12 protein-coding genes and 1 pseudogene are annotated in these 15097 nt (G+C 69.9%); 4 read left to right on the forward strand and 9 right to left on the reverse strand.

All coding sequences use genetic code 11. The features are described 5' to 3' along the window. Positions 1–24: 24 nt before the first annotated feature. From ACH4YP_RS20800 to leuA, 3 genes are all read right to left on the reverse strand, one after another. Positions 25–2151 (reverse strand): MMPL family transporter, encoded by a 2127-nt coding sequence (locus tag ACH4YP_RS20800; protein WP_398491680.1) that lies wholly within the window; start codon positions 2149–2151, stop codon positions 25–27. A 293-nt stretch (positions 2152–2444) separates the two neighbouring features. Then, a complete protein-coding gene (locus ACH4YP_RS20805) occupies positions 2445–3155 on the reverse strand; it encodes a TerB family tellurite resistance protein (RefSeq protein WP_361068308.1) in 711 nt (236 codons plus the stop codon). 172 nt (positions 3156–3327) lie between these two features. After that, positions 3328–5049: a 2-isopropylmalate synthase gene (gene leuA, locus ACH4YP_RS20810; protein ID WP_361068305.1), complete on the reverse strand. Its 1722-nt coding sequence runs from the start codon at positions 5047–5049 to the stop codon at positions 3328–3330. A gap of 440 nt (positions 5050–5489) precedes the next feature. Here leuA and ACH4YP_RS20815 point away from each other — a divergent pair, with 440 nt between their 5' ends. The 3 genes from ACH4YP_RS20815 to ACH4YP_RS20825 all read left to right on the forward strand — a co-directional run bounded on the left by ACH4YP_RS20815 (position 5490) and on the right by ACH4YP_RS20825 (position 8363). Further along, a complete protein-coding gene (locus tag ACH4YP_RS20815) occupies positions 5490–6560 on the forward strand; it encodes a M4 family metallopeptidase (protein WP_398491682.1) in 1071 nt (356 codons plus the stop codon). A 54-nt stretch (positions 6561–6614) separates the two neighbouring features. Beyond that, the gene (locus ACH4YP_RS20820) at positions 6615–6881 is read left to right on the forward strand and encodes a protealysin inhibitor emfourin (RefSeq protein WP_361068300.1); all 267 of its coding nucleotides are present in this window, start codon (positions 6615–6617) and stop codon (positions 6879–6881) included. Positions 6882–7022: 141 nt separating this feature from the next. Beyond that, positions 7023–8363 (forward strand): GH1 family beta-glucosidase, encoded by a 1341-nt coding sequence (locus ACH4YP_RS20825; protein WP_398491685.1) that lies wholly within the window; start codon positions 7023–7025, stop codon positions 8361–8363. 190 nt (positions 8364–8553) lie between these two features. Here the strand turns inward: ACH4YP_RS20825 and era are convergent, their stop codons facing one another. Next, positions 8554–9513 carry a GTPase Era gene (era, locus tag ACH4YP_RS20830; protein ID WP_361068294.1) on the reverse strand — a complete coding sequence of 320 codons (960 nt, stop codon included), beginning with the start codon at positions 9511–9513 and terminating at the stop codon, positions 8554–8556. Positions 9514–9742: 229 nt separating this feature from the next. Here era and ACH4YP_RS20835 point away from each other — a divergent pair, with 229 nt between their 5' ends. Continuing rightward, positions 9743–10081 carry a P-II family nitrogen regulator gene (locus ACH4YP_RS20835; protein WP_269649623.1) on the forward strand — a complete coding sequence of 113 codons (339 nt, stop codon included), beginning with the start codon at positions 9743–9745 and terminating at the stop codon, positions 10079–10081. Here the strand turns inward: ACH4YP_RS20835 and ACH4YP_RS20840 are convergent. From ACH4YP_RS20840 to ACH4YP_RS20860, 5 genes and pseudogenes are all read right to left on the reverse strand, one after another. Next, a pseudogene (locus ACH4YP_RS20840) lies at positions 9978–10988 on the reverse strand (WxL protein peptidoglycan domain-containing protein); the annotation flags it as partial. The gene ACH4YP_RS20835 and the pseudogene ACH4YP_RS20840 overlap by 104 nt on opposite strands. A gap of 119 nt (positions 10989–11107) precedes the next feature. After that, the gene (locus ACH4YP_RS20845) at positions 11108–12433 is read right to left on the reverse strand and encodes a beta-xylosidase (protein WP_361068292.1); all 1326 of its coding nucleotides are present in this window, start codon (positions 12431–12433) and stop codon (positions 11108–11110) included. 348 nt (positions 12434–12781) lie between these two features. Continuing rightward, entirely contained in the window at positions 12782–13255 is a 474-nt protein-coding gene (locus ACH4YP_RS20850) for a hypothetical protein (protein WP_361068290.1), read from the reverse strand. 388 nt (positions 13256–13643) lie between these two features. Beyond that, positions 13644–13997: a cytidine deaminase gene (locus ACH4YP_RS20855; RefSeq protein ID WP_361068287.1), complete on the reverse strand. Its 354-nt coding sequence runs from the start codon at positions 13995–13997 to the stop codon at positions 13644–13646. A 136-nt stretch (positions 13998–14133) separates the two neighbouring features. Continuing rightward, positions 14134–14955, reverse strand: coding sequence for a helix-turn-helix transcriptional regulator (locus tag ACH4YP_RS20860; RefSeq protein ID WP_361068316.1), 822 nt, complete (start codon positions 14953–14955; stop codon positions 14134–14136). Between the last annotated feature and the right edge of the window lie 142 nt (positions 14956–15097).

Below are 15097 nucleotides of genomic sequence, written 5' to 3' on the forward strand. Positions count from 1 at the left end.
TTCAGGGGTTGGACGGGTTGGTGGTCAGGGCGCGGCGACCGGTTCCGGATCCCTCGGCGGCCCGGTCCGTTCGGTCGGTCCGGCGCCGGGTCCCGCGCCCGGCCCGGCGCTTGGCCCGGGTTCGCGGGAGAGCTTGCCCGGCCACCACACCTTCCGGCGCAGGGCGACACTGGCGCTGGTCACCAGGTACGTCCGTACGAGGAAGGTGTCGAGCAGTACGCCGACGGCGATCACGAAGCCGAGTTCGACCAGCTGCACCAGGCCCATGTTCAGCAGGACCCCGAAGGTCGCGGCAAGGACGAGACCGGCGGAGGCGATGACACCGCCCGTGGTCCGCAGCGCGGTGAGCGCGGCGGTCACCGGTTCGGCGCCCGCCAGGGACTCCTCCCTCATCCGGTGCATCAGGAAGATCCCGTAGTCGACACCGAGGGCGACGAGGAAGACGAAGGACAGCAGCCCGAGCCCCGGATCGGTCCCCTCGAACCCGAAGACCGGGCCGAAGACCATGCCACCGATACCGAGCGCCGCGCCCCATACCGCGACCACGGCGGCCACCAGCAGCAGCGGCGCGACCAGGCTGCGCAGCAACGCGACCAGGATCAGCAGCACGGAGGCGAGGACCAGCGGCACGACGATTTTCATGTCGCTGGAGTTGGTGTCCTTCAGGTCGAGCTGTTCGGCGCTCGGACCGCCGACGTAGGAACCCTCGAGTTCCGAGCGCAGGGACTTGATCGTGGTGGTCTCGGCCGCCGACTCGGGGGCGCCCTTGGCGACCACGGAGATCTCCGTCCAGCCGTCCCCGCTGCGCCCCCGCTCGACGCTCGCGACGCCTTGGTGGTCCCGCAGCGTCGCCAGCGTGGCGTCGGCCCGCCCGCTGGGGGTGATCACGTCGATCGGCTGGGTGCTGTGCTCGGGATAGGCGGCGGCAAGCGTCTCCATCGCGACGACCGCGTCGGGCTTGTCGACGAAGGAGTCCTCCTGCTTGACCGCCCCGGGCAGGTTCAGCATGCCCATCGCGAGGGCGCCGAGCAGGACCACGCCACCCGCGAGCACGGCCAGCGGCCGCCGTCCGGCGGAACTGCCCATCGCGGCGAACAGGGACCTGCGCTCCTTCGGCCGGCTCCCGAACGCGGGCACCAACGGCCAGAAGACCCGGCGGCCGAACAGCACCAGGAGCGCGGGCAGCAGCGTCAGCATCGCGACGAGCGCGCACAGCACACCGACGGTGCCCATCGGGCCCATGCCTCGGCTGCTGTTGAGGTCGGCGGCGAGCAGGCACAGCAGTCCGGCGGCGACTGTGCCGGACGAGGCGAGAACGGCCGGGCCGCAGCCGCGCAGGGCGGCCCGCATCGCGTCGTAGGGCCGCTCGACACGCCGCAGTTCCTCCCGGTAACGGGCGATGAGCAGCAGCGCGTAGTCGGTGCCCGCGCCGAAGACGAGGATCGTCATGATGCCCGTGCTCTGACCGGAGATGGGCGTGCCGAACGCCGAGTGGAGACCGTACGCGACGCCCATCGAGAGGTAGTTGGCGACGCCGCCGACGGCGAGCGGTACGAGCCACAGCAGTGGGCTGCGGTAGATGATGATCAGCAGGATCGCGACCACGCCGATGGTGGTGTAGAGCAGCGGGCCGTCGAGCGAGTCGTAGACCGCGCCGGCGTCGGTGGCCAGCGCCCCGGGGCCGCCCACGTCGACGCTCAGCCCGTGGTCCCCCTTGGCGACATCGCGTACCTCGCCCACGAACTCGTCGCGGAGCTCCTCGGTCCCGGGCTCGTTGCTGGTGACCGGGTACATCAGGGTGGTCCCGTCCTCGGACGGCACGCCCTTCGGCGTCGCGGTGAGCTGGTGGGCGCCCGCGATCTCGTCGACCTGCTGCCGCGCCGTCGTACGGTCGGCGGTGGTGAGCCCGCCGTCCCGGTGGTAGACGAGCACGAGCTCCGTCGTCTCACCGCCCGGCAACTGCTCCTCGATCTTGGCTACTTGGGTCGAGTCCGCACTCGCCGGCAGATAGTCCACGGCTCGGTCGTGCTGCACGTCGGACAGCTTCGACGCGAACGGGCTCACGAAGACGAGCAGGCCCACCCAGAGCCCGAGCAGCACCCAGGGCACGGCTCGCCGCCGCGTACGCGTGGTTGTCTTTCCGGGCCCCATGGCGGGGTCCCCCTCTCCTTGAACGGGTGTCTGGCCATGACCAGACTCCCTGCGCGGAAGGGTCAACACGTCGCGCGGGAGGGCGAGTTCGGGGGTACTGCCGAGGGTGACCGGAGGGCTGGAGTACTCCCCGGGGAGTAACGGGAGGACGTACGGCGAGGGCGTCCTGGAACGGCATGGCGGCGCCCTGGGGCGGCGTACGCACGTCCCGGCAGTCGCGCCCTGAGACCGCGTACGCACGATCCGGCAGCCGCGCCCTGAGGCGGCGTGCACGCCGTCCCGGCAGCCGCGCCCTACGACGGCGTACGCGCCGCCGTGAGCAACCGCGTCACGTCGTCCGCGCAGATCGTCAGCGCGGCGCCCACCGTCGCGAGGGTCTCGCGTTCGGCGGGCGTGTACGGGCCGTCCGCGAGGGCGATGCGGGCGCCCTGGAGGAGGATCGCCTCCCGGCCGCCGGGGGCCAGGTGCGGAGCCAGCGGGTCCAGGGCCTCGTGGAGCTCTATGGCCAGCCCGGGCCCGCACGGCTCCCCGAAGATCCGGCCGGTGTCGGCGGCGAGCGCCTCCACGAGGGCCGCGAGCTGTTCCTCGGTGCAGTCGTCGAAGCCGGCCGAGCGGACGGCGCTCGCGGCCGTCTCCAGGGACGTACGGGAGCAGGTGCCGCCGGCGGCCAGGACGGCGAGGGCGACGGTGTGGACGGCGTCGCGGAGCATCGCCGAGAAACGGGTCGTGGTGGGGTGGTCGAGGACGTCCGCGCTGTAGTGGTGACCGCAGGCCGCGCACTCGACGACGGGGCCCGTCTCGCCGCGCGGGAGGACCGGGACGCCGAGGCAGGTGAAGCGGCGGCGGCCGGTGAGGCGCTGGTAGTTGCGGTCGCCTCCGCAGCCGGGGCAGAAGAACTCGCCGTCGCCGACGGTGGTCCATGCCGTGCGGGTTCCGAGGATGCGCGAAACGCCCATGGAGCCGGCGCGGACAAACCGGCCGTTTCGTCCCCGTTCTGGCAGCACGTCGCACCTCCGTAACGCCGCGGCAACATCGCCGCGTTGGCGTGATGTTAGCCACATTGTTGAGGAAGAGTCAGTACCCAGGGCGAGACCACTCTGTGACATGGCTTGATACACGCCGCGGTCCCGCCCGCCTGTGAGGCGGACGGGACCGGAGAAACGCAGGTGAACGGCCTTATCGGGTCGCGCGGTTGACCGCGGAGACAACGGCCTTCAGTGAGGCGCGTGTCGTATTCGCGTCGATGCCGATTCCCCACAGCACCTTGTCGCCGATCGCGACCTCGATGTACGAGGCGGCCTGCGCGGACGCGCCCTCGCTCATCGTGTGCTCCTGGTAGTCGAGCAGCCGGGCGTCGATCCCAACCCCTTGCAGGGCGTGGAAGAACGCCGAGATCGGGCCATTGCCGGTACCGACCAGAACGGTCTCGGTGCCGTCCACCTCGGCCTCGACGGTGAGCGTGTCGACGCCGTCACGGTCGGTCGTGGACTGGCCGTTGGTGACCTGGATACGGCCCCAGGGGTTCTGCGCGTTCGGCAGGTACTCGTCCTGGAAGACCGCCCAGATGTCCTTGCCGGTGACCTCGCCGCCCTCGGCGTCGGTCTTCGCCTGGATGATCTTCGAGAACTCGATCTGCATCCGCCGCGGCAGGTCCAGACTGTGGTCGTTCTTCAGGACGTACGCGATACCGCCCTTGCCGGACTGCGAGTTGACGCGGATGACGGCCTCGTACGACCGCCCGACGTCCTTCGGGTCGATCGGCAGGTACGGGACGGCCCACTCGATGTCGTCGACGGTGACGCCCTTGGCCTTGGCATCGGCCTCCATGGCGTCGAAGCCCTTCTTGATGGCGTCCTGGTGGGAGCCGGAGAAGGACGTGTAGACCAGATCGCCCACGTACGGGTGACGGGGGTGGACCTCCATCTGGTTGCAGTACTCGGCGGTGCGCCGCACCTCGTCGATGTCCGAGAAGTCGATCTGCGGGTCCACACCCTGGGAGAACAGGTTCATGCCCAGCGTGACCAGGTCGACGTTGCCGGTCCGCTCGCCCTGCCCGAACAGGCAGCCCTCGATCCGGTCGGCCCCGGCCATCAGCGCCAGCTCGGCCGCCGCGACAGCCGTACCTCGGTCGTTGTGCGGGTGGACGGACAGGCACACGTGCTCACGACGGGACAGGTTGCGGGACATCCACTCGAAGCGGTCCGCGTGCGTCGAGGGGGTCGAACGCTCCACCGTGGCAGGCAGGTTGAGGATGATCTCGCGGCCCGGACCCGGCTGCCAGACGTCCATGACGGCCTCGCAGACCTCCAGGGCGAAGTCCAGCTCGGTGTCCGTGAAGATCTCGGGGCTGTACTGGTAGCCGAAGGTCGTCTCGGGGCCCAGCAGCTTCTCCGCGTACTCCACGACCAGCCGGGTGCCGTCGACGGCGATCTGCTTGATGTCGTCCTTGGAGCCGCGGAAGACGACCCGGCGGAAGACCGGGGCGGTGGCGTTGTACAGGTGGACGGTGGCGCGCTTGGCGCCCTTCAGCGACTCGACGGTCCGCTCGATCAGGTCCTCGCGGGCCTGGGTCAGTACGGAGATGGTGACGTCGTCCGGGATCGCGCCCTCGTCCTCGATGATCGAGCGCACGAACGCGAAGTCGGTCTCGCCGGAGGCCGGGAAGCCGACCTCGATCTCCTTGTAGCCCATCTTCACCAGCAGGTCGAACATCTCGCGCTTGCGCGCGGGCGACATGGGGTCGATCAGGGCCTGGTTGCCGTCACGCAGGTCCGTGGAGAGCCAGCGGGGGGCGACGGTGATCCGGTTGCCCGGCCACGTACGGTCGGCGATGTCGACCTGGTCGTACGGGCGGTACTTGTGGATCGGCATGGAAGTGGGCTGCTGGCGGTTCGCCATGATGCGAGGGGCTCCTCTTGGTCCGCTTGATCCTCGGAGAGAATCCGAGGGACGGCCGACGGCGCAACGCCGAACTCCGCGGGGAGGGGGTCGGCCTCGACTACAGGCCCTCGCCGCGGCAGCTAAGGAGAAGCAGCCCGATACGCATGATGCTCCGCATGCTAGCCGAGCCAAGCCCCACGCGAGGGTTCGTATCAGTATGCGGGACGCCAGGGAATTACGACAGAAAAGGTGCACAAGGTCACATATCGGCACACTGACACGGCCATCTCCAGGGGCGGGGCTGTGTCGATTCGCGGCCGCGCCGCGGGCGCGACCAGTCACACACGGCCCGCGGCTCTACCACAAAGAGTCACCCCCACGGCGCCCGTATCCCCGCATTTCACCAATCATGGTTGCGGCTGGTGACAGTTGCATCACACAGTGCAATGGTGCGGGTCATGACGACAAACGGGGGCTTCGAGCCCGTCTTCTGCACCATCGTTCCACCCCACGTCCTCGACACCCTGGCCCAGGCCGAGGACCCGGCACTCGCCGGCAAGGCACGCCGCACCCTGGAGCGCGACGCCTTCGAGCGCACCCACCGCCGGCTGACCACCGTCATCGGCGCGCCCACCCTGGCCCCGCCGAAGGGCGCCGCCGAGGACAAGCCGAACCGCACGATCCACGACGCGAAGCACAAGCAGGACCTGCCCGGCAGGAAGGTCCGCGGCGAGGGCGACAAGCCCGGCAAGGACGCCACGGTCAACCGCGCGTACGCCGGTCTGGGAGCGACCTTCGAGCTGTTCCAGAAGGCGTACGAGCGGAACTCGATCAACGGCGAGGGGCTGCCGCTGAACGCGACCGTGCACTTCGGCGAGGAGTACAACAACGCCTTCTGGAACGGCGAGCAGATGGTCTTCGGCGACGGTGACGGCGAGATCTTCCTCGACTTCACCATCCCGGTCGACGTCATCGGCCACGAGCTGGCCCACGGCGTCACGCAGTACACGGCGAACCTCACGTACTTCGGCCAGCCGGGCGCCCTGAACGAGCACTTCTCGGACGTCTTCGGCGCGCTCATCAAGCAGTACACGCTCGGCCAGACCGCCGCCGAGGCCGACTGGCTGATCGGCGCGGGCCTGCTGGCCCCGCGCGTCACGGGCACGGCCCTGCGCTCGATGAAGGCCCCGGGCACGGCGTACGACGACGACGTGCTCGGCAAGGACCCGCAGCCCGCCACGATGGACGACTACGTACAGACGGGCCGCGACAACGGCGGCGTCCACATCAACTCCGGCATCCCCAACCACGCCTTCTACCTCGCGGCGACCGCGCTCGGCGGCCACGCGTGGGAGCGCGCGGGACGGATCTGGTACGACGTGCTGACCGGCGGCGAGCTGGGCTCGAAGGCGAACTTCACGGACTTCGCGACGCTGACCGTGGCCAAGGCCCGCGCCTCGTTCGGCGAGGGCGACGAGCTGCAGGCCGTGACGAAGGCGTGGGAGCAGGTCGGGGTACGAACCCTGTGACCAGGACCCGCGCCACCGTTTCGTAGTGGAGCCGTTTCGTACTAGACAGGACCCATGCGTATTCAGGTGAGGCGCACGGGCGGATTCGCGGGCATCGAGCGGCAGGCCGAGGTGGAGACCTCGGGCCGCGCCGACGCCCAGGAGTGGCACGCCCTGGCCGAACAGGCGATCGCGTCCGGCCGGGGCACGCCCCCCATCGGGGTCCCGGACGGCTTCAGCTACCGGATCAGCGTCAACGGCAGGACGGTGTACTGCGCGGACCCACGTCTGACGGAGGAACAACGCAAGCTGATCTCAAGGGTCCTGAAGGAGGGGTCCTGAAGGAGAGGTCGTGGCGACACCGCCGCACGGGCCCCCTCCCCTCGGGCCCCTCGGTTGCCGTCGGTTGCCCTCGGGCGCCCCGGCGGAACAAGTAACGGCCAGTTCACCCAACCCCGTTGACTTCGCTCAGGGCCGCTGCGGATGATCGCGCGCATGGCGAACACGGCGACGAACCCGATACCCCAGTTCCCGGCCGGCTTCCTCTGGGGCGTGTCCACCTCGGCCCACCAGATCGAGGGCGCGGCGGACAAGCGCGAGCCCTCGGTCTGGGACGCCTTCACGGCCGAACCGGGGCATATCAAGGACAACTCCACCGCGGCGGTGGCCTGCGACCACTACCACCGCTACCCGGAGGACGTCGCGCTCCTGAACGGCCTCGGCGTGGACGCGTACCGCTTCTCGATCTCCTGGCCGCGGGTGAACTCCCCCGGCGGCCTGGACTTCTACGACCGCCTGGTGGACGAACTGACCGCGGCGGGCATCCGCCCCGTCCCGACCCTCTTCCACTGGGATCTGCCGGTGTCGGTCGAGGAGGCGGGCGGCTGGCTGAACCGGGACACGGCCGAGCGCTTCGCCGAGTACGCCGCCGTGGTGGCCGACCGGCTCGGTGACCGGATCAGCAAGTGGATCACCCTCAACGAGCCTGCCGAGCACACCCTGTTGGGCCACGCGCTCGGCGCGCACGCGCCGGGAAAACAGCTCCTCTTCGACTCGCTGCCCGTGGCCCACCACCAGCTGTTGGGCCACGGCCTGGCCGTACGGGCCCTGCGCGCGGCCGGAGTCACGGACATCGGCATCGCCAACTCGCACGGCCCGACCTGGCCCGCGTCCCAGGAGCCGGCGGACCTGGAGGCGGCCGGTTTCTACGACCTCCTCCTCAACCGGCTCTTCTCGGACCCGGTGCTGACGGGCCAATACCCGGACGGGCTGGGCGAGTTGATGCCCGGAGACGTCGAGGCCGACCTGAAGGTCATCTCGGAGCCGATCGACTGGTACGGGATCAACTTCTACGCCCCGACGAGGGTGGGCGCACCCCAGGGCTCGGAGATCGAGTTCGGCGGACTGACGATGCCCGCCGAACTCCCCTTCTCCGTAAGGGAGATCGAGGGCTACCCGGTCACGGACTTCGGCTGGCCGGTGGTCCCGGAGGCACTCACGGAACTGCTGGTGGACTTCCGCGAGCGGTACGGCGACCGGCTCCCGCCCGTCGTCATCACGGAGAACGGCTGCTCCTACGAGGGGCTCGACGACCAGGACCGGATCGCCTACCTGGACGGTCATCTCCGGGCGCTGCACCGGGCGTTGGAGCAGGGCGTGGACGTCCGCGGCTACTTCGTCTGGTCGCTCCTCGACAACTTCGAGTGGGCAGAGGGCTACGCCCGCCGCTTCGGCCTCGTCCACGTGGACTTCGAGACACTCACGCGCACGCCGAAGGCGTCGTACGACTGGCTACGGGACGTGATCCGAACCCAGGGAGGGTGAGCCGTCCTTTTCGGGGGCTCCGCCCCCGAACCCCCGCTCCTCAAACGCCGGAGAGGCTAAGAATTTCGCAGCCCGGGCCGACACCTTCAGCCCGTCCGGCGTTTGAGGACGAGCGCGCCAGCGCGATACGGGGGTCTGGGGGCGCAGCCCCAGTTTCGGGAAGGGGTGGGGCTGGGGAAGGAGAAAGGCCTTAGAAGCCCAGCTTGCGCAGCTGCCGCGGATCCCGTTGCCAGTCCTTGGCGACCTTGACATGGAGGTCGAGGAAGACGGGCGTACCGAGCAGCGCCTCGATCTGCTTGCGCGACTTGATCCCGACCTCCTTCAACCGCTTCCCCTTGGGCCCGATGATGATCCCCTTCTGACTGGGCCGCTCGATATAGACGAACGCGTGGATGTCGAGAAGAGGCTTGTCGGCGGGCCGGTCCTCGCGGGGAATCATCTCCTCGACGACCACGGCGATGGAGTGCGGCAACTCGTCCCGCACCCCCTCCAGCGCGGCCTCACGAATCAGCTCGGCCACCATGACCTGCTCGGGCTCGTCCGTGAGATCACCCTCGGGATAGAGCGCGGGCCCCTCCGGAATCAACGGCACCAGCAGATCCGCGAGCAGATCGACCTGCTCGTCCCCGACGGCGGACACCGGCACGATCTCGGCCCACTCGAACCCGAGCTCCTTGCCGAGCTGGTCGATGGCGATGAGCTGCTCGGCGAGCGTCTTGCTGTCCACGAGGTCGGTCTTCGTCACGATCGCGATCTTCGGCGTCTTCTTGATCGACGCCAGTTCCTTCGCGATGAAACGGTCACCGGGACCGAGCTTCTCGTTCGCCGGCAGACAGAACCCGATCACGTCGACCTCGGCCCACGTGGTCCGTACGACGTCGTTCAGCCGCTGGCCGAGCAGCGTGCGCGGTTTGTGCAGCCCAGGCGTGTCCACGAGGATCAGCTGGGCGTCGGGCCGGTGCACGATGCCGCGCACGGTGTGCCGCGTCGTCTGGGGCTGGTTCGCCGTGATCGCCACCTTCTGGCCGACCAGAGCGTTCGTCAGGGTGGACTTGCCCGCGTTGGGGCGGCCCACGAAGCAGGCGAAGCCGGCGCGGTGGCTGGCCCCCGAGGATTCCGGCGGCTCGGATGACTGGGTACGAACGCTCATGAGCCCCATTGTCCCTGATCATCGGAGCCCCGCCGCACCCAGCGGCCCTCCACACCGTCCGGGTCCTTACGGCACAGGCCCGGACGCCCTACGATCACGGGGTTCCGGAGCAAGGCTCCGCCCCCTCGCGGAGCAAGGCTCCCGCCCCCTCGTACGTGCCCACGACCACTCTCCGCCCCTCCCCGCCCGCCCCCGTAACCCGCATCGCGCAGAAGGCCAGGACCCCGGCATGAAGCTCATCACCGCGATCGTCAAGCCGCACCGGCTCGACGAGGTCAAGACCGCCCTCCAGGACATCGGCGTGCACGGGCTGACCGTGACGGAGGCCAGCGGGTACGGGCGTCAGCGCGGCCACACGGAGGTGTACCGCGGTGCCGAGTACCAGGTCGACCTGGTCCCCAAGATCCGTATCGAGGTCGTCGTCGAGGACGCGGACGCCGACGCCGTCATCGAAGGGATCGTGAAGGCGGCGAGGACGGGGAAGATCGGCGACGGGAAGGTGTGGACGGTGCCGGTGGAGACGGTGGTGCGGGTACGGACGGGCGAGCGCGGTCCCGACGCCCTCTGATCCTGATCCCCACCGCCACGCCCACGAGCCCCGCTCCCAGCACGACCGCCACGAGCCACGGCAGCGCGAAGAACGACGTACTCGCCGACTCGCGGGTGTCGTGCGCGCTGGCGGTCAACGTCACGTCGCCCCAGTCGAGTTGGGGCGCACCACGCCACGGTTCGGTCAGCTTCACCCGCTGCCCGGGCAGCAGCTCGGAAGGCACCTCGGCCAGGTCGCGGGAGAGCAGCGTACGGCCGAAGAGCCCCTCGGCCTTCAGCTCCACCTTGGGGTTGAGGGTGACGTTGCCGGTGTTCTGGAGGGTGTACGAGACGGTGGCCGTGCTGTCGCCCATGCCCGGGACCAACGGCTGGTGGTGGGTGATGCGGACGTCCTCGACGGCGACGGCGGGCACGGTCGGCCCGCCCACCCGCAGATAGATCCGGGCGCCGACGGCCCGCTGCACGCCGACCTCGACGCCCCCCGACCCGCCGTCGATCCGCTCGTCGAGAGCGACCAGCGCACCCGGATGGTCCCCGGGTTCGGCGCCCTCGGGCACCCGGATCGTGAACGGCACGGTGACGGAGCCGTGGGCGGGCACGGTCACCCGGGACTTGGCGGGCTTCGCCCAGGCGCCGACGCTCCGCTGCTTCTCCTTGCTGGTGCGCACCGCGAACCCGCCGTCCCGGGCGGTGTTGTAGGCGTCGGCGGCGTACAGCCGGAAGGTCTGTGGCCGCCCGGTCTTGTTGGCGACGGTGACCTTGTCCTCAAGGGTCGTCCCCGGGTCGGCGGAGAGGTGGAAGTAGGGCCGCGAGGCGAGGTCCGTCGAGACGGGGTAGACGGACCAGCTGCCGTTGTCGGCGGCGTACGCGGGCGCCCCGGTCAGGCCGAGGAACAGCAACAGGAGGAGGACGAACGGCTTGCGCATGGGTGCGGACCCCCGGTGAGCGAGTCGGGCGAGGCGGACGGGCGGGTGCGCGCCCGACCACCGACGAAACGAGCCTGCTGACAGCTCTGTTGACGAACCGTCAGATGTGCTGACGACTGTCAGGTGAGCGTGAGCGTCAGCACGCCGGAGTACGCACCCGGCGGGGTGAACGCCGGAACGTTCAGCGACAGCCTGGCGTCGACGGTGAACTCACCACCGGTCTGCGCGCCGTTGGGGGCGGACGCCAGAGTGGCTCCGGCGCTGCCGACCGAGCCGGGCGAACCGGCCTGACAGGTGCTCGGGCTGCCGGCCTTGGTGGCGCAGACCGGGGTCCAGCCCAGCTTGGCGGCGTCGATCTTCGCCCCGCCGGGACCGCCGAAGTCGGTGACCTTGCCGGTCAGGGACCAGCCCGCGGGTCCGCCGCGGAAGTCCTTGACGGTCACCGTCTGCAGGGAGCCGCGCGAGAAGCCGCCCTTGCCGTAGTCGACCGCCGCGAGTTCGACGGTGTCACCGGCCTGGGTCATGGACAACGTGCCTGCTTTTACCGAGGAGTTGAGCTTCTGGCTGCCCTCGGGGAGAGGCGTGTCGTCGATGACGACATAGGCGGCGGGACCGGCCCCCTTGGCATCGTTCCAGGCGCTTCCCTCGTACGCCACGACGCCGGTCGTCGCCTTGTCGTTGACGGCCAGGGTGCCGCTGATGGCGCCCTGTGCGTTCGCGGTGGTGGTGCCCTTGTCGGCGGTCTCGGCGGCGCCGGCCCGTCCGGCGAGGGTGACCGCTGCGCCCGGGGTGAAGTTCGTGCCGGTGACGGTCACGCTGTCACCGGGCTTCCCGGAGGCCGTACCGAGGCTGATGGCACGGCTGTTGGTCTGTCCGCCGTCCGTCGCGGTGACCGTCTCGGAGACGGGGGCGGGCGGGTTGATGACCGTGCACGGAGTGTCCAGCTCCAGGAGGTAGCTGGTGTGGATGTTGTAGTCGCCGGGCGAGAGGGTGATCGCGCCGGGTGTGGTGACCGTGAAGGTGCCGGTCATCGAGAACGGCGGGAAGGCGCCCTTCCCCGGCACCGGGTCGTTCTTCTTCGGGCCCACGACCGTGATGGAACCGGTCTGTGCGCCACCGAGAGTGACCTTGCCGGTGGGCGTCATGATGTCGGCGGGCAGAGCGATGTCGACCGGGTTGCTCGCGGCGGGCTTGACCACCGTGTACGTGACGGTGACCGTGTCGCCCACCTTGGGCGCGGCCTTGTCCACCGTGATCTTGGCGGTGGTCGTGCCGTCGATCGCCGGGATGCCCGCGATGGGCGGCGGGACGCAGCGTGTGGCGAACTCGACCTGCTGAGGTTCCGCGCTCGCGGGACAGGCGAGTGCGCCTCCCCCGGTGACCGCGAGTGCGGTCGCTCCGAGAAGTGCCGCCCAACGGTGGCGTCTTCGGGTTCCTGAACCCATGGTTGCCCCTCCTGAGGATGTGGGCGCAGCGGCTCTTCCGCGTTCTTCTGCGCCGACAGGGGGACATTGATGTGTGGGTTGTGTGAAATGTCAATGGAATCGCCGGACGACAACTGATGGGCCATCAGGTTCTGTCAACTTCGTTACGGTAGAGGGCAGTTGAAGCACCATTGCTCCGGCCCCGAGGGTGAGATGCAGCGCGAAGACCGGTGCCGCCGCGCGCAGGCGACACCGGTCCATGGCTCGACTCACCCGTGGGGGGCTACTCGTAGGGGTTACTCGTGCGGAACCGCTCGTGCGGGATTCCTCGTCGGAGTCCCGCGTAGGACTGCTGGAAGCGGAGGACTGCTAGAACACGAACGGGCCCGGAGACTGCGGCCCGTCCGGCGTACACGTCACCGTGATGAACCCGAAGATCACCATCTTCAGGGAGCCGCCGTTCGCGTCCAGGCTGTCACCGGCCGCGACGGTGCCGGTCAGCGGGCCGACCGAGACGCCGTCACCCACGGCCATCGCGGGGTTCTTGGTGCCCGAGAAGACGGTCGTGCCACCGCCCGCCTTCGTCATGGTGAGCGTGGAGGCGATCGAGTCCGCCGCGAGGGCCAGCGGGGCGGTGATCTCGGAGGAGGTGAGGGTGATGGTGGCGGTGGTGCCGGTCTGCTTGGCCGTGAGGGTGGCCTCACCGCCGCCGTAGACGCCGCAGTCGGCGATGATCGTGGCACTCGTGGGGACGACGGCCGCGGCACCCGGAGCGAGGGCCAGGCCGGCTGCGAGGGTGCCGGCTGCTAACGCCGCACCGATTCCGAGTCGCTTGCATCTCATTGGGGGATTCCCTTCCCTTGTACGGGAATTGCCATGTGGGGACGTTCGACGGACGCGCCGTCGTGCGGGCACACGTGCTTGCCGCCGGTCCCTGTTCGTGGGCCGGCGACGGTACGGGGATCGCGTGCGCACGGACCAGTCACCGCGAGCGGTGTGCGGACACGCTGCGCGGCGACGAATCTGACGGTCCGTCGGAAGAGCTGCCGTCCATTGATACGCGAGCGGCTCGGGATTGCAAGAGAAGCGGTGGGGATTCTTCCTTTTCGGGGGCTACCGCCCCCGAACCCCCGCTCCTCGAACGCCGGAGGAGCTGGCTGGTTTTCAACGGGGGTCCGGGGGCGTCGGCCCCCGGTCTCGGGAAGGGGCGGGGCCGGGGAAAGCCCAGGCCTCAGCCCGCCGCCACCCGCGCCCGTACCTCCCCGTCGAGCCCCGCGACCAGCACAACCGTCCCGGGACCGCCAAGATCCCGTACAACCGCCAGATCGCCGTCCGCCAAGGACTCCGCCTCGGTCACCACGGCCCCCGCCTCCAACGACTTCGCCCCGGAAGCCACAGCCATGGCCACCGCGGTCTGCAGCGCGCTGAGCCGCAGAGAGGGCAGGTCAACGGCCCCCGCGACATACGTACGGCCGGTTTCGTCACGCACGGCCGCCCCCTCGGGCACACCGTTGCGAGCCCGTACGGAACGGGCCAGGGTGACGATCTTGCGGTCCTCGGGATCGAGCGCGGTGCTGTCGGTCATGCCCAGAGCATACGAAGCCCGACCCGCCCCCCGCGCGGCGGTACGCGACACGGCCCACCCGTAGGCCCGGCACATCCGTACGCCGTGCACAGTCATCCCCGCCGCCCCGGGCTGTGGCCCGCCCCCGCCATCCCCGCTACCCGGCAACCGGATACATCGCCCCACGCCGCCCCTCGGCCGAGGCCAGCCACTCCAGTTTCGCCGAGGTGTTCGCCTCGGGCAGCGGTGTGTGCAGCACGACCGTGAGGTCGGGCCGCGCCGGTACCTTCATGGCGGTCGCCTCCAGGGCCAGCACCCCGACCAGCGGATGGTCGAGTTCCTTGCGGGTCTGCCCCGGGGCCTCGATGTCCCGCCGCTCCCACAGCTCCGCGAACTCGGCACTGGCCGCCCTCACCCGGGCCAGTACGTCCTGGAATCCCTCGTCGTCGGGCGCGGCGGCGCAGGAGGCCCGGAACTGGGCGACGACCGTCCGGGCGTTCTCCTGCCAGGTCAGCGACCGGCCCCGGTAGAGGGGGTCGGTGAAGAAGTCGAGGAGGCAGTTCTGCGCGTTCTCGGGACGCATGCCGAGGACCGCCCCGGCGGCGTCGTTGTACATCACGCAGTTGTAGTACGCGTCCATGATGTGCGCCGGACACGGCATCCACGTGTCGATCAACCGCCGCAGCCCCTCGCACATGTCCCGGTCCCCGGGCGCGACCTCGGGCGCGGGCGGATTGAGCCCGGCGAGCAGATACAGATGCCGCCGCTCGGCGTTGCTCAGCCTCAGCACGCGGGCCACCGAGTCGAGGACCTGCGGCGACACGGAGATGTCCCGCCCCTGCTCCAGCCACTGGTACCAGGACGCGCCCACGCCCGCGAGTACGGCGACCTCCTCGCGACGCAGCCCGGGAGTACGCCGACGGGCACCGCCGTCCGGCAGCCCGGCCTCGGCCGGGGACACCCTCGCCCTGCGGCTCATCAGGAACTCACGCAGTTCGCTCAGCCGACGGGTCCTGAGCACGTCATCAACCACGTACGAATCCCCCTCCGGGTGGCTGGTGGTCGCAACACCAGCATAAGTTCCGGCTCCCCACCGATATTCCGACGGCCACAAGCTCGTG

The sequence above is a fragment of the Streptomyces sp. NPDC020747 genome (assembly GCF_044334695.1).
In the GTDB taxonomy this organism is placed as follows: domain Bacteria; phylum Actinomycetota; class Actinomycetes; order Streptomycetales; family Streptomycetaceae; genus Streptomyces.

Bases quoted from the DNA above. Each gene is read 5' to 3' on its own strand.
- ACH4YP_RS20850 (WP_361068290.1), bottom strand. From the start codon at position 13,255: ATGAGATGCAAGCGACTCGGAATCGGTGCGGCGTTAGCAGCCGGCACC.
- ACH4YP_RS20855 (WP_361068287.1), bottom strand. From the start codon at position 13,997: ATGACCGACAGCACCGCGCTCGATCCCGAGGACCGCAAGATCGTCACC.
- ACH4YP_RS20800 (WP_398491680.1), bottom strand. From the start codon at position 2,151: ATGGGGCCCGGAAAGACAACCACGCGTACGCGGCGGCGAGCCGTGCCC.
- leuA (WP_361068305.1), bottom strand. From the start codon at position 5,049: ATGGCGAACCGCCAGCAGCCCACTTCCATGCCGATCCACAAGTACCGC.
- ACH4YP_RS20820 (WP_361068300.1), top strand. From the start codon at position 6,615: ATGCGTATTCAGGTGAGGCGCACGGGCGGATTCGCGGGCATCGAGCGG.
- era (WP_361068294.1), bottom strand. From the start codon at position 9,513: ATGAGCGTTCGTACCCAGTCATCCGAGCCGCCGGAATCCTCGGGGGCC.
- ACH4YP_RS20860 (WP_361068316.1), bottom strand. From the start codon at position 14,955: ATGAGCCGCAGGGCGAGGGTGTCCCCGGCCGAGGCCGGGCTGCCGGAC.
- ACH4YP_RS20815 (WP_398491682.1), top strand. From the start codon at position 5,490: ATGACGACAAACGGGGGCTTCGAGCCCGTCTTCTGCACCATCGTTCCA.
- ACH4YP_RS20825 (WP_398491685.1), top strand. From the start codon at position 7,023: ATGATCGCGCGCATGGCGAACACGGCGACGAACCCGATACCCCAGTTC.
- ACH4YP_RS20845 (WP_361068292.1), bottom strand. From the start codon at position 12,433: ATGGGTTCAGGAACCCGAAGACGCCACCGTTGGGCGGCACTTCTCGGA.
- ACH4YP_RS20835 (WP_269649623.1), top strand. From the start codon at position 9,743: ATGAAGCTCATCACCGCGATCGTCAAGCCGCACCGGCTCGACGAGGTC.